Consider the following 20,381-nt stretch of genomic DNA (forward strand, 5'->3'; position numbering starts at 1 on the left):
TTTTGGTTCTTCACGGAATCCCGGGAAACACAGAAACAAGAACGCCGATTTGATGGATGATGTTCGTGCGAGCAAACACATCTAAAAAACCGGCGTTCTTATGCGCGATATTAATACTTTCCTTCCTTTTTGGGAGGGCTTTTCTGTCGTCGCGATCAAACCTGACGGCGATGCCCTTCAAATCGATCTGATCCCCCAGGCCACGCGATTTCCCACCTGTGGTGGCTGCCAAAAGCTCTGTTCAACAACTCATGAGTACTGCGATCGAGTCGTGCGTGACTTGCCGATTCTCGGTCGCGCAGTCCGCCTCAACGTTCAGCTCAGGCGTGTTAGTTGCCGTGATTGTGGCAAACGCATGGAGGTCGTCAGTTGGCTGGATCGCTACGCCCGCATGACGCGCCGGCTGGCAGAGGCCGTTATTCGAGCCTGCGAACGCCTTCCTACACTGCATGTTGCGCAGATGTTCGGGCTGCATTGGGACACCGTTCGGTTGCCGGAGCGGCGCGCTCTGCAAGCGGCGTTGAGTACCTTGCCCAAGGCTCAGCCACTGCGCTTGATAATGGACGAGTTCGCGTTATTCAAAGGTCATCGCTACGCCAGCGTGGTGTTGGACGCTGATACTCGGCGAGTTCTTTGGATCGGCGAAGGCCGTAGCCGAGCGGCAGTCAGACCGTTTTTCAAAGAACTGGGGCCAGAGGGGTGCGCCCGAATTGAAGCGGTAGCGATGGACATGAACACGGCTTATGACCTGGAAGTTCGCCAACACTGCCCAAAAGCACGGGTGATTTATGACCTTTTCCATGTGGTCGCCAAATATGGCCGAGAAGTGATTGATCGTGTTCGCGTTGACGAGGCGAACCGACTGCGCCATGACAAGCCCGCTCGAAAGGTCATAAAGCAAGCGCGATGGTTGCTATTGCGTAACCGGGAGAACCTGAAAAAACCGGAACAGCAGGTTCATTTGCAGGATCTGCTGGCCGCCAACCAATCGTTAATGACGGTCTACTTGATGAAGGCCGAGTTCAAAATGCTCTGGGCACCGAGCGATGCCTGGGACTGGAGATCAGCCTGGAAGCAGTGGCTGCGTCACGCTCAAGAAAGCAAAATACCCGCACTGATCCAATTCGCAAAGCGACTAAAGGGCTACTGGCGGGGCATCGTGAACCGGGTGCGCTGGCCAATGCACACCGGTCAGTTGGAAGGAATAAACAATCGAATAAAGGTCATCAAACGAATGGCGTACGGTTACCGGGACAGCGAATTCTTTTTCATGAAGATCAAGAGCGTCTTTCCCGGCAATCCGTGAAGAACCCTAAATTTCGGTGTTGCGAGTGTCAGGCGCCCTCTCGAAGGTATTTCTTGACCCCCCAATGCCAAAGCAATCGAGACAACAGCAAGAAGGCCAGAGTCGCCAGTACAGCGCCCGCCAAAGACCGCCCCGTCGTCATCCCCATCGCTGATTGCGCGGGCACTTCCATGATGAAAAAGACAGGGACTACGGTCATGATCACGACCTGGATCCACTCCGGATACGCGCCGGACGGGAACCGTCCGGTGGTCAGAAACATAAACAACAGGTGGGAAATGTTGCCGGTTTTCTTGGTCCAGAACGCCAGACTGGCAATGCTGAACCAGACCGAATAAACCAGCGCACACGCGAGGACCATGAAGACCAAGAAAGCGCCGAGCGTCTGCAATGTCAGTTGCCCTTGCGCATGACTGCCACCCAGCATCAGACCCAGCCCCAGCAGGACCCCGAAAATATGCCAGAGGCGCAACTGCCCAAAGGCCAGAATGGTTTGCACATCAACCGGTTTGGACAAATAAGTATCAATGGACTTGCTGATGATCAACTTCGAGGCGGCCTCGCAGTTGGGCAATACCACCATTTGTACAAAGGAGCGAATAAGGATAAAGGCACCATACAACACAATCGACTGCTGTTTATTCCAGCCACCAATTGTCTCGACATTCCCAAAGAAAATCTCAATCACGACATAAACGGACAATCCCAGTAGGGCTGTATTCAACAGGCTGACAAAGACCGGCACGCGGTCTTTCATATTGGCCTGCAACCTTGCTGTCAGAAGCGCCTTGACTGCGCTCAACGTCTTCATTATCCGAACACCGAATAACGTTTTACACCTTTGGCCCAGATAAAATTAGCCAACAACGAAAGTGCAGCAACCAGCACAACCTGAAATAGTAATCCATTAACCAACTGTTCGTTTGTCAACTCGCCCATGATGATTCTGATTGGAAAGTTAATAATGTAAGGGAACGGTGACCACTCAAGTACCGACTGCATCCAGCCCGGATAAAGCGTCAACGGAGCAAGGACCCCACCAAACAGCGTGAGCATGTAAGTCAACACCAGATCAAAGGCACTTGCCTGATCGGACCAGAACGCCGCAAGCCCGCCGATGAAATAAAGTAAATAGTTGATGGCAAAACCCAGTATGACTCCGAGCAGTGCAGGCATCAGATAGCTCAGGTGCAAATACTTACCCGCTTCGGAAAATAGGAATACGCCAGCCACCAGGAAAAATATCGGTATGACTCTGACCATCGCCGAAGCCATTTCACCCAGAAAGTAATAGAAGGCAATATTGAACGGCTTCAACAGGAAACTGCCAATATCCCCCGAATGAATGTCACTCTCTACTTCTTCAGCAGCTGTACTGGAGACGATTTCGCCAACCAGAAATACCAGCGCAAAGTAAGCGGCAAACCTGGCCGGGGTAAAACCTTCCAGTGCGGCATCCTTTGCAATGCCCATCCAGATGACCATCATGAATAACGGCACCAAAGAGGCGAGTACCAATACAAACAACTCTGCGCGATGCGCAACCTTGCGACGAATGGCTGTGCGCGCAACGCCTGCGACTTTCATGGCAAACCGGCTCACGCGACACACTCCCCGGGCGCACCCTTGACCTTTTGCCCGGCGTCGGCCTGAGAGGCCATGAACAGCTTCAGCAGAGCCTCTTCGATCGGTGGATCACCGATGGAAATGTCGATGACCGGCTGCTCGGCCAGAACCTGCGAACAGACACCCACCACCTCGGCAGCCGGCACCAGCAACTCATGCACAAAGCCGTCTGCGGAGCGCACCAGACCGTACCGGCCAAGTGCCGAAGCCATAACGCTTTCAGACAATTCCACCGTAATGATACGGTGATCCGACATGCGTTTACGCAGCGACTCCAGGGTGTCATCGAAGGAGATCTTGCCATCGGAAACGACAACGACTCGCTCACACAGGGCTTCAATATCCTGCATGTAATGCGACGTCAGCAGAACGCTCACATTGCGCTCGCGGCCATAGTCCCGAATAAATGAACGAACTATCCTTTGCACCCCGACATCGAGTCCGATAGTCGGCTCGTCGAGAAAAAGAACCTTGGGGTCATGAAGTAACGATGCGACCAGCTCACACTTCATTTTTTCGCCAAGCGACAGGGTTCGCACCGGCGCCTTGGCCAACTTCGATACCTTAAGCAATTCATCCAGATAGCCATAGGTCTGCTTGAACTGTTCATCGGAGATTTCGAATATCTTCTGATTCAGCCGGAAAGTTTCCATGGCCGGCAAGTCCCAGATCAACTGTTGACGTTGCCCCATGATCAGCGAGATGGACTTGAGAAATTCCTTGCTCCGCAATTGTGGTTGATAACCGAGAACCGATATTTGTCCTGCCGTCGGATAGAGCAGCCCCGACAGAATTTTCAATGTAGTGGTTTTACCTGCGCCATTCGGTCCGAGAAAGCCTACGACCTCACCCTGCTTGACCGTAAATGAAATATCGTCAACAGCCGTCTTCTCTGAACTCTTGGGAGATACCAGACTTGTCAGCCAACCGAGCGGCCCTTCCGAGCGCTCTTTAATCAGGTAGGTTTTGGACAAATTTTTTACACTAATACAATCCATCGCATGCGAGACCTTGAAGAAAATGAGCTATCCATTGCGCATATCGTTTCAACGCCGACTTGAATATCACGCACCGATCCACGTCATCAAGAAACGTTATTACACATTTAAATTCTGAATTCACAGTACTGATTTATGATTGCACTTATCGACGCTTGATTGACATCTCGCGCAAGCCCATCGATTAATGAAGCCAGACTCGATGATAGTAACGCGGAACACTCTAGCCCGCGGCTCTTTGCTTTTTCAGATTTGCCAATGGATTAGAAACTAATCGATAGTGACTTCAGCGTCGAGAGCAAAACGCGAGGTCACGCAAAAGAAGAGTAGAACCACAAATGACAGGGAAAGATCGTACAGAAAAATCCTACAGCGTGATTTTGATCCGTTGAAAAAACCTTCTCCCTTGTTGCGCATCAGCCGGGGAAGAAGGGGTTTTCTATTGCCCGGAATTTACGACTAGCTGTCGCCATCGTCGTAGGTTTCACTGTCTTCGCCTTCATTATAAGGGTTTTCCGCATCCTCCTTGGGCGCGGGTTGGGACTGCGGCTGCCAGCCGCCGGAGTTGACCTCCTTCTGTTTTTTCTTGGTGACGGGGCCAGTGTCTTTCCACTGGGGCGTTCCGGCGTCGGCCAGTTGCAGCCCATGTGCCCCGGCGCTTGAGATCCCCAAGGACACCAGTAGCACCAGGGGAATGGCACGTTTAGTTATACGCCCCCTTGTCTCCTATTTCCGTCGGTGAGTGGGTGTCGTAGTCGAAACGCTAGACCGGAAGCGGGGTTAGCGCCAATTCCCCTGACTAATGAAAACCTGACTGTGGGAGCTGGCTTGCCTGCGATGGCATCCACTGGGTGTGCCTGATGGACTGAGGTGCCTGCATCGCAGGCAAGCCTGCTCCCACATTTTGGATTTTCGGCAGACATAAAAAAGGGCAAAGCCATGACAGCTTCGCCCTTCCATCAACCGCTCAGAGCTTAATGGTGCTCGCGGGTCGCACGGAATTTCACATCCGGCCAGCGCTCTTCCATCAGCGCCAAATTGACCCGGGTCGGCGCCAGGTAGGTCAAGTGACCGCCGCCGTCGACCGCGAGGTTTTCCACGGCTTTGTTGGAGAACTCTTCCAACTTCTTCTTATCGCTGCACTCGATCCAGCGCGCGGAGTACACGGTGATCGGCTCGTAGGAGCATTCGACCTTGTATTCCTCTTTCAAGCGACTGGCGACCACATCGAACTGCAGCACACCGACGGCGCCGAGGATGATGTCGTTGCTGCGCTCGGGGAAGAACACCTGGGTCGCGCCCTCTTCCGCCAGTTGCTGCAAGCCTTGGCGCAGTTGCTTGGATTTCAGCGGGTCGCGCAGGCGCACGCGGCGGAACAGTTCCGGGGCGAAGTGCGGGATGCCGGTGAAGCCCAGCGTTTCGCCTTCGGTGAAGGTGTCGCCGATCTGGATGGTGCCGTGGTTGTGCAGGCCGATGATGTCGCCGGCGTAGGCTTCTTCGAGCTGTTCACGCTCGGAGGAGAAGAACGTCAGGGCATCGCCGATTCGCACGTCCTTGCCGGTGCGAACGTGGCGCATCTTCATGCCTTTTTCGTATCTGCCGGAGCAGATTCGCATAAAGGCGATACGGTCGCGGTGTTTGGGGTCCATGTTCGCCTGGATCTTGAACACGAAGCCCGAGAATTTCTCTTCCACCGGCTCCACGGTGCGCTCGTTGGCGACCCGGGCCAGCGGGCGCGGGGCCCAGTCCACCACGGCGTCGAGCACGTGGTCGACACCGAAGTTGCCCAATGCGGTACCGAAGAACACCGGGGTCAGTTGGCCGTCGAGGAATTCCTGCTGGTTGAACTCGTGGCAGGCGCCCTGCACCAGTTCCAGCTGGTCGACGAAGCGGTCGTACTCATCGCCCAAGTGGGCGCGGGCTTCGTCGGAGTCGAGCTTCTCGATGATTTTCACATCGGTGCGTTCGTGACCGTGGCCGGCGGTGTAGACAATGATGTAGTCGTCGGCCAGGTGGTACACGCCCTTGAAGTCGCGGTAGCAACCGATCGGCCAGGTGATCGGCGCCGCCTTGATCTTCAGCACCGCTTCGATTTCGTCGAGCAGCTCGATCGGATCGCGGATGTCGCGGTCGAGTTTGTTGATAAAGCTGACGATCGGCGTGTCGCGCAGGCGGCAGACGTCCATCAACGCAATCGTGCGTGGCTCGACGCCCTTACCGCCGTCGAGGACCATCAAGGCCGAGTCCACCGCGGTCAGGGTGCGGTAGGTGTCTTCGGAGAAGTCTTCGTGGCCCGGGGTGTCGAGCAGGTTGATCATGTGATCGCGATACGGGAACTGCATGACCGACGTGGTAATGGAAATACCCCGTTGTTTTTCCATTTCCATCCAGTCGGAGGTGGCATGGCGGTCGGATTTGCGGGATTTCACCGTGCCGGCCACTGCGATCGCCTTGCCCATCAGCAAGAGCTTCTCGGTGATGGTGGTTTTACCGGCATCGGGGTGGGAAATAATGGCGAAAGTGCGGCGTTTCGCGACTTCGGCGGCCTGGTGGGTCATGGGAAATCGCCTGGCAGGTGAGTCAAAAAAGGGCGGCGAGTATAGCGCAAACCCAGGGTGCCGGACCACCGTTCACCCGGTTGGGGGTGGCTAAATACTGCCAAGTATGGAACCTTTTAAAAGGTAGAGACGTCCACTCCCCTGCAACCGCACTCGAAACAGGGGCTGAAAAATCAGCAAGTTAGCCTGACGAGGCTGCGCTCATGGCTTGACCTCATGCCGCTTTTGCCGGCATGGGCGAGCTGCTTTTCGCGACCACATTCAACGGCAGCCAGCAGTGGCATGCCACGCAGGAATGTGTTCGCCGACAGAAGAAAAAAGGAGTCCGCCTGTGGCTATTCGCTATGGCAAAGGGCTGATAGGAGGAGCGGTTGTCGTCGCTCTCCTGGCCCTGCTGATCCACTGGATCGGCATCAACACCATCGAACTGTACCGCGACGATTTGTTGTTTTACCTGCAAGCTCACCTGATTCTCGTCCTAGTCTCCATGCTGGCCGCCCTGATTGTGGGCCTCCCCGCCGGTATCCTGCTCAGCCGCCCGAACATGGTCGGGCGCGCCGAACGCTTCATGCAGATCTTCAACATCGGCAACACCGTCCCTCCCCTGGCCGTACTGGCCATCGCCCTCGGCGTCCTCGGCATCGGCAGCGGCCCGGCGATCTTCGCGCTGTTCCTCGCTTCATTGCTGCCCATCGTGCGCAACACCTACGAAGGCCTGAAAAACGTCCAGGGCTCGCTGAAAGAAGCCGCCACCGGCATCGGCATGACCCCGCGCCAGGTGCTGTTTCGCGTCGAATTGCCGAACGCCGTGCCGATCATCATCGGCGGCGTGCGCGTGGCCCTGGCGATCAACGTCGGCACCGCGCCGCTGGCATTCCTGATCGGCGCCAACAGCCTGGGCAGCCTGATCTTCCCCGGCATCGCCCTGAACAATCAGCCGCAATTGCTGCTCGGCGCCGCGTGTACCGCGCTGTTGGCCCTGCTGCTCGACGGTCTGGTGACCATGGGCAGCCGCCTCTGGCTGGAACGCGGAGTGCGTGCGTCTTAAGGCTCGGCAAAGGAATTCACATGAAAAAACTGACATTGATATTGAGCTGCGTCCTGCTGTTTGCAGGGGTTGCGCAAGCCGCTGAAAAACCGGTCATCCGCATCGGCGCACGGGTGTTCACTGAACAGACCCTGCTCGCCGAAATCACTTCCCAGTACCTGCGCACCAAGGGTTACGACACCCGCGTGACCGGCGGCCTGGGCAGCAACCTGGCGCGCAGTGCCCAGGAAAGCGGGCAACTGGACCTGATCTGGGAATACACCGGCGTGTCGCTGGTGGCCTACAACCATGTGGACGAGAAGCTCGACAGCGAACAGTCCTACGCTCGGGTAAAAGAACTCGACGCGAAAAAAGGCCTGGTCTGGCTGTCGCCATCGAAATTCAGCAACACCTACGCGCTGGCATTGCCTGAGAACGTGGCCCAGGAATTCCCGCAGATCAACACGATCAGCGATCTGACCCAAGCCCTCGCGGAAAAAACCAAGGCCACGCGCCTGGTGGCCCTGGACACCGAGTTCGCCAACCGTTCCGACGGCATGGGCGGCATGGTCAAGCTGTACGGCATGAACCTGACCCGCAAAAACACCCGGCAGATGGACGCCGGGCTGGTCTACACCGCGTTGCGTAACGGCCAGGTGTTTGCCGGCCTGGTCTACACCACCGACGGTCGCCTGAATGCCTTCAAATTGAAGCTGCTCGAAGACGACAAGCACTACTTCCCGGACTACACCGCCGCGCCGGTGGTGCGTCAGGTTTATCTCGACGCCCATCCTGAACTGGCCGCCGATCTGAAGCCGCTGGCTGCCCTGTTCGACGACGCAACCATGCGCCAGCTGAACGCGCGGGTCGACGTCGGCCATGAAAGCCCATCCGCCGTCGCCGCCGACTTCCTGCGCCAGCATCCACTCAACTAAGAGGAGAAGACATGGAATTTTTAAACGCCTTTTCCCATCTTGATTGGGCCCAAGTCCTGCACCTGACCTGGCAGCACATCACCCTGGTCGGCATTGCCGTGATCCTCGCGATTGTCGTCGGCGTACCCCTCGGCGTGCTGATGACCCGCTTCCCGAGCCTGGCCGGCCCGCTGCAAGCCAGCGCCACCGTGCTGCTGACCGTACCGTCCATCGCCCTGTTTGGCCTGCTGCTGCCGTTCTACTCCAAATTCGGCCAGGGCCTGGGGCCAATGCCGGCGATCACCGCCGTGTTCCTCTACTCCCTGCTGCCGATCATGCGTAACACCTACCTGGCCCTGACCGGCGTGGAGCCGGGCATCCGCGAAGCCGCCAAAGGCATCGGCATGACCTTCGGCCAGCGCCTGCGCATGGTCGAACTGCCCATCGCCGTACCGGTGATCCTCGCCGGTGTACGCACCGCCGTGGTGATGAACATCGGCGTGATGACCATCGCCGCCACCATCGGCGCCGGCGGCCTGGGTGTACTTATTCTGGCTTCCATCAGCCGCAGCGACATGTCGATGCTGATCGTCGGCGCCGTGCTGGTCAGTCTCCTGGCCATCTTCGCCGACCTGCTTCTGCAATGGCTGCAACGCTCGCTGACTCCAAAAGGACTGCTCAAATGATCGAACTTCAACACCTGACCAAGACTTTCCAAAGCAACGGCAAGACTGTCTCCGCCGTGAACGACGTAAGCCTGACCGTCAACGAAGGCGAGATTTGCGTATTCCTCGGCCCCTCGGGCTGCGGCAAGAGCACCACGCTGAAAATGATCAACCGCCTGATCAAGCCCACATCGGGCAAGATCCTGATCAACGGCGAAGACACCACCGACCTCGACGAAGTGACCCTGCGTCGCAACATCGGCTACGTGATCCAGCAGATCGGTCTGTTCCCGAACATGACCATCGAGGAAAACATCGTGGTCGTGCCCAAGTTGCTGGGCTGGGACAAGCAGAAATGCCACGACCGCGCCCGCGAGTTGATGAGCATGATCAAGCTCGAGCCCAAGCAGTACCTGCACCGCTACCCGCGTGAGCTGTCCGGTGGCCAGCAACAGCGCATCGGCGTGATCCGTGCGCTGGCGGCGGATGCACCGTTACTGCTGATGGATGAGCCGTTCGGCGCGGTCGACCCGATCAACCGCGAGATGATCCAGAACGAGTTCTTCGAAATGCAGCGCGCGCTGAACAAGACCGTGATCATGGTCAGCCACGACATCGACGAAGCCATCAAGCTGGGCGACAAGATCGCCATCTTCCGCGCTGGCAAACTGCTGCAGATCGACCACCCGGACACCCTGCTGGCGCACCCGGCGGATGAGTTCGTCAGCAACTTCGTCGGCCAGGACAGCACCCTCAAGCGTCTGCTGCTGGTAAAAGCCGAAGACGCGGCAGACAACGCCCCGTCGGTCAGCCCGGAAACCCCGGTGGCCGATGCCCTGGAGCTGATGGACGAACTCGACCGCCGCTATGTGGTGGTCACCTGCGCCGACAACAAGGCGCTGGGCTATGTGCGCCGTCGCGACCTGCACCGTCAGACCGGCACTTGCGGTCAATACCTGCGCGAATTCAACGCCACGGCCGCGTATGACGAGCACTTGCGCATCCTGTTGTCGCGCATGTACGAGTTCAACCGTTCGTGGTTACCGGTGATGGACGCCGAGCGGGTGTTTTTGGGTGAAGTGACCCAGGAATCGATTGCCGAGTACCTGAGCTCCGGCAAGTCGCGTGGCGGCAAGACCAGTATCGTTTCGCCCGCCGAGACCGCCCTGGCCTGATCTGACACAACACGCTTAAAACTGTGAGAGGGGGCTTGCCCCCGATGGCGGTGTATCAGTCAATATATTCATGACTGACACACTGCCATCGGGGGCAAGCCCCCTCCCACATTTGGTCCGTGGTGTGTCAGGGAAATCCCCCTGATTATCCGCCTGCGGGGAACATCAATCCGTCACACCGGTCGGTTACATAAGTAGCTGCACCCGGTCCCGCGACGAACGCGTGCAAAAACGCGACATTTTTAGTTGATCTCAAGCCCCTCACGCCCTAAAGTTCGCGCCGAACGTCCATGCTGGAAACGATCCATCCGGCTCAAGTACTGACGACGAGACAGCAAGGCCAAGGGAAGCTTATCCCATGGCCTTTTTGCTTTCGGCGACATGCCTTGGGAAGTAGGCGAACCAAAGTGGGGATACGGAGGACGTTCATTTGCACCCATTGATCAATTTAGTTTGCCCTTAGGAGTTCCCAGCATGTCGATCAACGTCGAAGATTATTTCGCGCGCGCCACTTTTGACAAAATGAAGGCGTTCGCCGACAAGCAAGAAACCCCGTTCGTGGTGATCGACACCGCGATGATCAGCCAGGCCTACGATGACCTGCGCGCCGGTTTCGAATTCGCCAAAATCTATTACGCAGTCAAGGCCAACCCGGCCGTCGAGATCATCGACCTGTTGAAAGACAAGGGGTCGAGCTTCGACATCGCCTCGATCTACGAGCTGGACAAGGTCATGGCCCGCGGCGTCAGCCCCGACCGTATCAGCTACGGCAACACCATCAAGAAATCCAAGGACATCCGCTACTTCTACGAGAAGGGCGTGCGCCTGTTCTCCACCGACTCCGAAGCCGACCTGCGCAACATCGCCAAGGCCGCGCCGGGCTCGAAAATCTATGTGCGTATCCTCACCGAAGGCTCGACCACGGCTGACTGGCCTCTGTCGCGCAAATTCGGCTGCCAGACCGACATGGCCATGGACCTGCTGATCCTCGCCCGCGACCTGGGCCTGGTGCCGTATGGCCTCTCGTTCCACGTCGGCTCGCAACAGCGCGACATCAGCGTGTGGGACGCGGCGATCGCCAAGGTCAAAGTGATCTTCGAGCGCCTGAAGGAAGAAGACGGCATCCACCTCAAGCTGATCAACATGGGCGGCGGCTTCCCGGCCAACTACATCACCCGCACCAACAGCCTGGAAACCTATGCCGAAGAAATCATCCGCTTCCTCAAGGAAGACTTCGGCGACGACCTGCCGGAAATCATCCTGGAACCGGGCCGTTCGTTGATCGCCAACGCCGGCATCCTGGTCAGCGAAGTGGTGCTGGTGGCACGTAAATCGCGCACCGCCGTCGAGCGCTGGGTGTACACGGACGTGGGCAAGTTCTCCGGCCTGATCGAAACCATGGACGAAGCCATCAAGTTCCCGATCTGGACCGAGAAGAAAGGCGAGATGGAAGAAGTGGTGATCGCCGGTCCTACCTGCGACAGCGCCGACATCATGTACGAAAACTACAAGTACGGCCTGCCGTTGAACCTGGCGATCGGTGATCGGTTGTACTGGTTGTCGACCGGCGCGTACACCACCAGCTACAGCGCGGTTGAGTTCAATGGCTTTCCGCCGTTGAAGTCGTATTACGTGTAAGACGGCGGCGAACAAAAAACCCATGACCTGTCATGGGTTTTTTTATCGCTCAGAAACAGGTCATGGCATGTTGCTCATAGGCATCGGCCATCGCCCGAATCCGCGGATCATTCGCCTGTACCAGCGCCTTGTGCGCCACCCGCAAAAACTTCAGATTGCCGCCTGCCAGCGCCTTGCGCAACCACGCCAGCGCCGCCTCGATCTGGCCGCTGTCGGCCAGCACCGCCGCGTAACTGAACTGCCCACGGAAATCCCCGGCTTCGGCTGAGCGTCGATACCACGCCACGGCAGCGTCCGGATCCCTCGGGCAAAACCGGCCCTCTTCCAGATAGCGCCCCAACAGGTTCATCGACTTGGCGTGGCCCTGCTCCGCCGCCTGGCGATAACACCTCAGCGCGCGCGCCTGGTCCTCGGCGACACCGCGACCGGTGGCCAGCAGGTTGGCGTAGTTGTATTGCCCCCAGTCCAACCCGGCTTCGGCCGCCAGCCGATAGTCCCGCGCCGCCGCCGCTTCGTCGGCGACGCAGCCCCAGCCATGCTCGCGGCAACGCCCCAGCATATTGCGCGCCATCAGGTGCCCGCCCTGCGCCGCGATCTGGAACCAGCGCAGTGCCAGCGCTTCATCGCGCTCGATGCCGCGCCCTTCCAGCAGGATCTGCCCGAGCAAGGCCTGGGCATCCACCACGCCCTCCCTGGCCGCGATCAGGATCGCCTGGGCCGCGCGCACTGGCGAGTCGTCGAGCATGCGCTGCAACTGCTCGACGTTGAGCACTTCTTCACGGCGCAATAAAAAGCCCATGCTCAGACCTCGACCCAGCGACGCAACAGGTTGTGGTAAGTGCCGGTGAGCTGGATCAACGCCGGGTGGTCCGGGACCGCCGCGGTCAGTTGCTGGATCGCACCGTCCATCTCGAACAGCAGGGTGCGCTGGCTGTCTTCGCGCACCAGGCTTTGGGTCCAGAAAAACGAGGCGTAGCGCGCACCACGGGTCACGGCGTTGACTTTATGCAGGCTGGAGCCGGGGTACAGCACCATATCGCCGGCGGGCAGCTTGACCCGTTGCACGCCGAAGGTGTCCTGGATCTCCAGTTCGCCGCCGTCATAGTCCTCCGGGTCGCTGAAGAACAGCGTGGACGACAGATCGGTACGCACCCGCTCCTGGCTGCCCTTGGGCTGGCGCACGGCATTGTCGATATGAAAGTCGAAACTGCCCCCGGCCGTGTAGCAGTTGAGCAGCGGCGGGAAGACTTTGTGCGGTAACGCCGCCGACATAAACAACGGGTTTTGCCACAACCGCTCCAGCATCGCCGTACCGATTTCCTTGGCCAGCGGGTGGCCTTCGGGCAATTGCAGGTTGTGCTTGGCCTTGGCGGACTGGTGCCCGGCGGTGATTCTACCGTCGGCCCAGTCGGCGGTTTCCAGGGCTTGGCGAATGCGCTGCACTTCCTCACGAGAGAACAGGCCGGGAATATGCAGCAACATGAGCACTACCTGAGAGCGGAAAGACGTTAATGGTATTGATTCTTATCCTCTCTGTAAAACCCGAAGACGAACGAGATCGTAAAAACCGTAAGGAAAAAGTGTAAAGAATGTAAATTAGCTACGAATAGCAATAAGTCGCAATTGATACAAAGTCTTGTTCAGCCTATATTCCGCGGCCTCACATCCTTGGGGAAAGGACACGTCATGTCGCGCACTTGCATAAAAACACCTGCCAGTTCACCACGCCTGCTGGCTTCGGCCATCGGCGTTGCACTCGGCGCCAGCTCTGTCGCCCATCTGGCGCAAGCGGCCGACGACACCGAACAGAAAGGCCAGCGCAACAGCATCTCCCTGGGCGCCACCAGCATCACCGGGGAAGCACAGGACGCCACCTCCTATCAGGTCGAAAAAGCCTCTTCGCAAAAGTACACCGCGCCGCTGGTGGACACGCCGCGCTCGGTCACCGTGGTGCCACAGCAAGTGCTCAAGGACACCGCCGCCACCTCGTTGCAGGATGCCTTGCGCACCGTGCCCGGCATTACCTTCGGCGCCGGTGAAGGCGGCAACCCCCAGGGCGACCGCCCGTTCATCCGCGGTTTTGACGCCCAGGGCGACACCTACCTGGACGGCGTGCGCGATACCGGCGGCCAGAGCCGTGAGATCTTCGACATCGAATCGATCGAAGTCAGCAAAGGCCCGAACTCTTCGTTCGGCGGGCGTGGCTCGGCCGGCGGCAGCCTCAACCTGGTGAGCAAGACACCCCAGGCGCGCGACTTCACCAACGGCGGCTTCACCTACGGCTCCGACCAGACCCGCCGCTACGTGCTCGACGTCAACCGCCAATTCCTCGACGACAGCGCCGCGTTCCGCCTGAACCTGATGAGCCACGAACAAAACGTCGCCGGCCGCGACGCGGTGAATTACGACCGCTGGGGCGTGGCGCCGTCGCTGACCTTTGGCCTGGGCACGCCGACCCGCGTCAACGTCAGCTACTACCACATGGAAAGCGACGACCTGCCGGATTCGGGGATCCCCTACGGTTACGGCTCCGCGACCGCCACCGCCCACGTACACGACAAACCCAACGACGGCGGCGACAGCAATAACTTCTACGGCCTGAAGAGTCGCGACTTCCGCAAGACCCGCGCCGATATCAGCACGGTCTCCGTCGAACACGACCTGAACGACAACATGACGCTGAAAAACACCCTGCGCCATGGCAACACCGGCCAGGACTATATCCTCACGCAACCGGACGACAGCAAACTCAACGTCAACAAGTTCGGTACTGTGTGGCGCCGCGCCAACAGCCGCGTGTCGACCACCGAGACCACCACCAACCAGACCGATCTGTTCGGCAACTTCCACGCGCTGGGTTTCAAGCACACCTACTCCACCGGCCTCGAGTTCACCGGCGAAGAAACCCGTGTCAGCAGCTACACCATCAGCCCCAACGCCAACCCGGTCTGCACCGTGGCCAAAGGCAGCCTGGGCGGCCAATGCACCTCGCTGAGCAACCCGAACCCGGACGACGCCTGGACCGGCAGCATCGCGCGCAACTACAACGGCACCAACACCAAAGCCACCAGCCGCGGCGCCTACGTGTTCGACACCATCGAACTGGACCCGAAATGGCTGCTGAACGTCGGCCTGCGCTACGACACCTTCGACACTGAGGCCAACACCAACGCCACCGCCGGGCGCACCAAGATCAAAGACGACAGCCAGTTCTTCAACTGGCAGGCCGGCCTGGTCTGGAAGCCGGTGGAGAACGCCAGCATCTATGCGTCCTACGCCACCTCGGCCACACCGGCCGGTGGTCTGGTCGGTGAAGGCTCCGACGGCAACCCACTGTCCGCCGGCGCCGCCACCAGCGACCTGCAACCGGAAGAAACCGTCAACTACGAGCTGGGCACCAAGTGGGATCTGTTCCACGACCGCCTTTCGCTGACGGCTGCCGTGTTCCGCACCGAGAAGAAGAACACGCGCATTCTGGTGGATGCCCTGACCTACGAGAACGCCGGTGAATCCCGCGTCGATGGCCTCGAACTCTCGGCCAGCGGCAAACTCACGGATCAATGGCAAGTGTTCGCCGGCTACAGCTACCTCGACAGCGAGCTGGTCAAATCCGGACGCAACGGGCGCAACGGGGTGCTCAGCGCCGGCTCCAGCGAGGGCAACCAAATGCCCAATACGCCGAAGAACACCTTCAGCCTGTGGACCACCTACGACATCACGTCGAAGCTGACCATCGGCGGCGGTGCGTTCTATGTCGACGAGGTCTACGGCGATGCCGGCAACACCGTGTATGTACCGTCCTACACGCGCTACGACGCCATGGCCAGCTACAAGCTGACCAAGAACGTCGATCTGCAACTGAACGTGCAGAACCTGACCGACAAAACCTACTACGACAAGGCCTTCTCGACCCACTTCGCCAACCAGGCAGCCGGGCGCACCGCACTGTTGACCACCAGCTTCCACTTCTAAACGGTCAACCCGCAGCCAACAGCCCCACGCATCGATGCGTGGGGCTTTTGCGTGTTAAACAACAAAGTTTCTCGACAACCCACGGCATAATGCGCGCCGTGCTACAGATATCCAGATGAGCGAGGCGGTCCGACGTGTTGAAGAAAACCCTGTTCCAGTTGCACTGGTTCTTCGGCATCACTGCCGGGCTGGTGCTGGCCTTGATGGGGATCACCGGGGCGGCGGTGTCGTTCCAGGATGAAATACTGCGCGCGCTCAACCCCAGCGTGCTGAGCGTGGCAAAACGCGACGCCGGGGTACTGCCGCCCGCCGAGCTGGTGCGCAAGCTCGAAGCCAGCGAAGGCAAGCGCGTGTCGATGCTGTGGGTGGAAACCGACAGCGGCACCGCCGCACGCGTGTTCTTCACCCCGCCGCCGGGTGAACGGCGCGGCCAGATGCGTTACTTCGACCCCTACACCGGCGACTACATGGGCGACGCCGTCGGCCAGGACGTGTTCGGGTTTCTCCTGCAACTGCACCGTTTCCTGGCCATGGGCGACACCGGCCGGCAAATCACCGGGGCCTGCACGCTGATCCTGCTGTTCTTCTGCCTGTCCGGCCTGTACCTGCGCTGGCCGCGCCAGGTGGCGAACTGGCGCGTGTGGCTGACCCTGGACTGGCGCAAAAAAGGTCGCAGCTTCAATTGGGACTTGCACTCGGTGTTCGGCACCTGGTGCCTGTTGTTCTATCTGTTGGCGGCGCTGACCGGCCTGTCGTGGTCCTACGAGTGGTACAACCAGGGCCTGAACAAGCTGCTGTCCGACGCCCCGCAGAACGAACGGATGCGCAAACGCGGCCCACCGCCCGCGGGCCCGACGCCGGAGGCCAACTACGCGGCGATCTGGAGCAGCATCTACAGCAGCGCCGGCCCCGACTTGAGTGCCTACAACATCCGCATGCCGGCAGTCGCCGGGCAGCCGGCCACGGTGTTTTACCTGCTGAAAAACTCGCCCCACGACCGCGCGCTGAACCAGATCAACCTGGACCCGGCCACCGGCGTGGTGAAATCCCACGAGCGCTACGCCAGCAAGAGCCTCAAGGCTCAATTGCTGACCAGCCTCTACGCGCTGCACACCGGCAGTTACTTCGGCCTGGTGGGGCGGATCATCCTCACCGTCAGCGCGCTGTGCATGCCGTTGTTCTTCATCACCGGCTGGCTGCTGTACCTCGACCGTCGCCGTAAAAAGCGCCAGGTACGCGATGCCCGCGAGCGCCTCAGCGCCAATCACAGCCATGCGCCGGCCTGGCTGATCGGCTTCGCCAGCCAGAGCGGTTTTGCCGAACAACTGGCCTGGCAGACCGCCGGGCAACTGCAGGCCGCGGGCTTGCCAGTGAACGTGCAGCCGCTGGGCAGCGTCAGCCAGGACCAACTGCGCCAATCAGAAAATGCGCTGTTCGTGGTCAGCACCTTCGGCGACGGCGAAGCCCCCGACAGCGCCCGTGGCTTCGAGCGCAGCGTGCTCGGGCAGGACCTGTCCCTCAAAGGCTTGAACTACTCGGTACTGGCCCTCGGCGATCGCCAGTACCAGCACTTCTGCGGCTTTGCGCGGCGCCTGCACTTCTGGCTGACCAACCAGGGCGGCACCCCGTTGTTCGCCCCCGTGGAAGTCGATAGCGGCGACACCCATGCCCTGCAGCACTGGCAACAACAGCTGGGGCAACTCACCGGGCACGCACCGACAGCGGCGTGGCCGAGCGCACAGTATGAAAACTGCAGCTTGAACCAACGCACCTTGCTCAACCCTGGCAGTGTCGGTTCGGCTGTGTACCTGCTGGAGCTGAGCGTGCCGTCAGGGCAACGCTGGACGGCCGGCGACCTGGTGGAAATCCTGCCGCGCAACGGCAGCCGGGCCATCGCGCAGTTCCTCGCAGGCCTGGGCCTGGCCGGCAGCGAGAGCGTGCTGATCGACGGCCTGGCCCACACCCTCGACCAGGCCCTGGCCACCCGCCAACTGCCGGACAACCGCGCCCATCTGGTGGGCCTGCATGCCCAAGCGCTGGTGAACGCGCTGGCGCCCCTGGGCATGCGCGAATACTCCATTGCCTCGATTCCCAGCGACGGCGTGCTGGAGTTGATCGTGCGCCAGGAACGTCATCCGGACGGCACCCTCGGCCTTGGCTCGGGCTGGCTGACCGAACACGCGGCCCTCGGCTCGAGCATCAGCCTGCGCCTGCGCCGCAACAGCGCTTTCCACCTGCCGGACGCGCCTGCGCCGTTGATCCTGCTGGGCAACGGCACTGGCCTGGCCGGTTTGCGCAGCTTGCTCAAGGCACGCATTGCCGACGGCCAGCAGCGCAACTGGCTGTTGTTCGGCGAACGCACTATCGCCCACGACTACCTGTGCCAGGACGAACTGCAAGGCTGGCTGGCCAGCGGTGACCTGGCGCTGCTGGACCTGGCGTTTTCCCGCGACCAGGAGGAAAAGATCTACGTGCAGGATCGCCTGCGCGAATCGGCGGACGTGTTGCGTCGATGGCTGGCGGACGGCGCGGCGATTTACGTGTGCGGCAGTTTGCAGGGGATGGCCGCAGGGGTGGATCAGGTGCTGCATGAGGTGCTGGGCAGTGAGGCGGTGGAGCGCTTGATCGAACAGGGCCGCTATCGCCGCGATGTCTACTGAGATCCTCTAACCACTGAAGAACCTATGTGGGAGGGGGCTTGCCCCCGATGGCGGTGGATCAGTCAACTCATGGGTTACTGACACACCGCTATCGGGGGCAAGCCCCCTCCCACAGTTTTGACTGTATTCCAAGTCAGTTTTTTACTGCTGTCCAAATCAGACCGGTTGCAGCTTTTGCTCGAACACTGAAACCCCATCCAGATCACGCAGCATCACCGTCAACTCCGCCGTCTGCCCATCGATCTGCACTTCGCCGAAAAACTGGAAACCGGCAAACGGCGAGGTGTTCTGCGCCGGCGGTGCTTTCTCGAACACCACCTGCGGACCAAAGGTTTTATCCAGCGGATTGGGCCCGAAGCTCCCCGCATTCAACGGCCCCGCGACAAACTCCCAGAACGGCTCGAAGTCCTGGAACGCCGCCCGATCCGGGTGGTAGTGATGCGCCGCGCAGTAATGCACATCCGCCGTCAACCACACATGGTTGCGCACCTGCTGCGCGCGCAGAAACCCGAGCAGCTCGGCGATTTCCAACTCGTGCCCTTGCGCCGGGCCGGGGTCGTTGTTGGCGATCGCTTCCCAGCGCGGTACGCCCGGGCTGACTTCGCCGTCGGGCACGCCGAGGCCGATCGGCATGTCGGCGGCGATCACCTTCCATTGGGCCTGGGACGCCTTGAGTTCGCGCTTGAGCCAGTCCAGTTGCTCTCGGCCGAGGAAGGGTTTGGCGCCGCCCAGGTTGTCATCGTTGGGCCCGCGATAGCTGCGCATGTCGAGCACGAACACATCCAGCAGCGGGCCGTAACTGAGCTTGCGATAAATCCGCCCGCCGCCGTCGGCGCTTTGCCGACGCATGGGTGAATATTCCAGCCAGGCCTGACGCGCATGGCCGACCAGGGTGTTGATGTCCTTGGTCTGGTAACGCTCATCGAGCTGCTTGCTCGGCGACCAGTTGTTCACCACTTCGTGGTCGTCCCACTGCCAGATCTGCGGCACTTCGGCGTTAAAGCGCCGCACGTTTTCATCCAGCAGGTTGTAGCGGTAATTGCCGCGATACTCATCGAGGGTTTCAGCGACTTTGCTCTTGGCCTCGGTGGTGATGTTGCGCCAGATGCGCCCGCCTTCGGTGGTCAGTTGCGCCGGCACCGGGCCGTCGGCGTAGATGGTGTCGCCGCTGTGGATAAAAAAGTCCGGCAGGCGCAAACGCATGGCTTCGTAGATCCGCATGCCGCCGATGTCCGGGTTGATGCCGAAGCCTTGGCCGACGGTGTCGCCGCTCCACACAAAACGAATATCGCGACGCTGTTGCGGCACGCTGCGCAGGTGGCCGAACCAGGGCTCGCTGGCGACGCCGGTCTGGGCGTCTTCGAAATGCACGCGGTAGAAAATCGCCTGGTCGGCGGGCAGGCCGGTGAGTTCGACGCGGGCGGTAAAGTCGCTGCGGTTGTCGGCCAGCGGCGAGACGAATCGGCGTGGGTTACTGAACACACTGCGGGTGTCCCATTCCACCACCATCCGCGCCGGGCGGTCGCTGCGGCTCCAGATCATCGCGCGGTCGCCGAGCAGGTCGCCGGACTGCACGCCATCGGTGAGTTGCGGCCGGTCCTTCACCGACGCAATCACCGCCGGTGCCAGCCCCGGCAACAACAGGCCCGCGCCGACGGCTTGCATCACGCGGCGACGGCCGAGATCGAAATGGCTCATGCAGATGCCCTCTTAAGTATCAAAAGGGCAACTAGAACACGCAGGGATGAAGCCGATATGACACCGCCTTCAAAGCCTTGCAGATCCTAATGTGGGAGGGGGCTTGCCCCCGATGGCGGTGGGTCAGTCCATTCATGGGTGACT

Annotated in this window: 16 protein-coding genes; 8 read left to right on the forward strand and 8 right to left on the reverse strand. The window is 59.8% G+C overall.

Features of this window, described 5'->3' with window-relative positions:
- Positions 1–100: 100 nt before the first annotated feature.
- Positions 101–1,306 carry an ISL3 family transposase gene (locus ACVWZP_RS16090; RefSeq protein WP_457369930.1) on the forward strand — a complete coding sequence of 402 codons (1,206 nt, stop codon included), beginning with the start codon at positions 101–103 and terminating at the stop codon, positions 1,304–1,306.
- Positions 1,307–1,334: 28 nt separating this feature from the next.
- Here ACVWZP_RS16090 and ACVWZP_RS16095 read toward each other — a convergent pair whose 3' ends face one another.
- The 5 genes from ACVWZP_RS16095 to ACVWZP_RS16115 all read right to left on the reverse strand — a co-directional run bounded on the left by ACVWZP_RS16095 (position 1,335) and on the right by ACVWZP_RS16115 (position 6,488).
- A complete protein-coding gene (locus ACVWZP_RS16095) occupies positions 1,335–2,117 on the reverse strand; it encodes an ABC transporter permease (protein WP_057004228.1) in 783 nt (260 codons plus the stop codon).
- Positions 2,117–2,908 (reverse strand): ABC transporter permease, encoded by a 792-nt coding sequence (locus tag ACVWZP_RS16100; RefSeq protein WP_134939554.1) that lies wholly within the window; start codon positions 2,906–2,908, stop codon positions 2,117–2,119. Before ACVWZP_RS16100 ends, ACVWZP_RS16095 begins: the two co-directional genes overlap by 1 nt.
- Positions 2,905–3,906 (reverse strand): ABC transporter ATP-binding protein, encoded by a 1,002-nt coding sequence (locus tag ACVWZP_RS16105; RefSeq protein WP_448119966.1) that lies wholly within the window; start codon positions 3,904–3,906, stop codon positions 2,905–2,907. Before ACVWZP_RS16105 ends, ACVWZP_RS16100 begins: the two co-directional genes overlap by 4 nt.
- 483 nt (positions 3,907–4,389) lie before the next feature.
- Positions 4,390–4,608, reverse strand: coding sequence for a hypothetical protein (locus tag ACVWZP_RS16110; protein WP_232566240.1), 219 nt, complete (start codon positions 4,606–4,608; stop codon positions 4,390–4,392).
- Between the two features lie 296 nt (positions 4,609–4,904).
- The gene (locus ACVWZP_RS16115) at positions 4,905–6,488 is read right to left on the reverse strand and encodes a peptide chain release factor 3 (RefSeq protein WP_017845444.1); all 1,584 of its coding nucleotides are present in this window, start codon (positions 6,486–6,488) and stop codon (positions 4,905–4,907) included.
- Between the two features lie 295 nt (positions 6,489–6,783).
- Between ACVWZP_RS16115 and ACVWZP_RS16120 the strand changes: the two genes are divergently transcribed.
- The 5 genes from ACVWZP_RS16120 (at position 6,784) to ACVWZP_RS16140 (ending at position 11,907) form a co-directional block, all read left to right on the forward strand.
- On the forward strand, positions 6,784–7,536 hold the full coding sequence (locus ACVWZP_RS16120) for an ABC transporter permease (protein WP_226926039.1): 753 nt from the start codon (positions 6,784–6,786) through the stop codon (positions 7,534–7,536).
- A gap of 20 nt (positions 7,537–7,556) precedes the next feature.
- Entirely contained in the window at positions 7,557–8,450 is an 894-nt protein-coding gene (locus ACVWZP_RS16125; RefSeq protein WP_079442845.1) for a glycine betaine ABC transporter substrate-binding protein, read from the forward strand.
- An 11-nt stretch (positions 8,451–8,461) separates the two neighbouring features.
- A complete protein-coding gene (locus ACVWZP_RS16130; protein ID WP_017845447.1) occupies positions 8,462–9,115 on the forward strand; it encodes an ABC transporter permease in 654 nt (217 codons plus the stop codon).
- Positions 9,112–10,269, forward strand: a complete 1,158-nt coding sequence (locus ACVWZP_RS16135) for an osmoprotectant ABC transporter ATP-binding protein OsmV (protein WP_017845448.1) — start codon at positions 9,112–9,114, stop codon at positions 10,267–10,269. Before ACVWZP_RS16130 ends, ACVWZP_RS16135 begins: the two co-directional genes overlap by 4 nt.
- 474 nt (positions 10,270–10,743) lie before the next feature.
- Complete coding sequence (locus tag ACVWZP_RS16140; protein ID WP_017845449.1) at positions 10,744–11,907, forward strand: type III PLP-dependent enzyme; 1,164 nt, start codon at positions 10,744–10,746, stop codon at positions 11,905–11,907.
- Between the two features lie 49 nt (positions 11,908–11,956).
- On the opposite strand, the gene ACVWZP_RS16145 is transcribed toward ACVWZP_RS16140, so the two are convergent.
- Both ACVWZP_RS16145 and ACVWZP_RS16150 read right to left on the reverse strand, forming a co-directional pair.
- Positions 11,957–12,706: a tetratricopeptide repeat protein gene (locus ACVWZP_RS16145; protein ID WP_457369931.1), complete on the reverse strand. Its 750-nt coding sequence runs from the start codon at positions 12,704–12,706 to the stop codon at positions 11,957–11,959.
- A 2-nt stretch (positions 12,707–12,708) separates the two neighbouring features.
- Complete coding sequence (locus ACVWZP_RS16150) at positions 12,709–13,389, reverse strand: Fe2+-dependent dioxygenase (protein ID WP_017845451.1); 681 nt, start codon at positions 13,387–13,389, stop codon at positions 12,709–12,711.
- Between the two features lie 204 nt (positions 13,390–13,593).
- On the opposite strand from ACVWZP_RS16150, the gene ACVWZP_RS16155 reads away from it, so the two are divergent.
- Both ACVWZP_RS16155 and ACVWZP_RS16160 read left to right on the forward strand, forming a co-directional pair.
- Positions 13,594–15,879, forward strand: coding sequence for a TonB-dependent receptor (locus ACVWZP_RS16155; protein WP_017845452.1), 2,286 nt, complete (start codon positions 13,594–13,596; stop codon positions 15,877–15,879).
- A gap of 134 nt (positions 15,880–16,013) precedes the next feature.
- Complete coding sequence (locus ACVWZP_RS16160; protein WP_457369932.1) at positions 16,014–18,539, forward strand: PepSY domain-containing protein; 2,526 nt, start codon at positions 16,014–16,016, stop codon at positions 18,537–18,539.
- 156 nt (positions 18,540–18,695) lie between these two features.
- Here the strand turns inward: ACVWZP_RS16160 and ACVWZP_RS16165 are convergent, their stop codons facing one another.
- Positions 18,696–20,237, reverse strand: a complete 1,542-nt coding sequence (locus ACVWZP_RS16165) for an alkaline phosphatase D family protein (protein WP_457369933.1) — start codon at positions 20,235–20,237, stop codon at positions 18,696–18,698.
- Positions 20,238–20,381: the final 144 nt, after the last annotated feature.

Source organism: Pseudomonas sp. TE36184 (genome assembly GCF_054060055.1).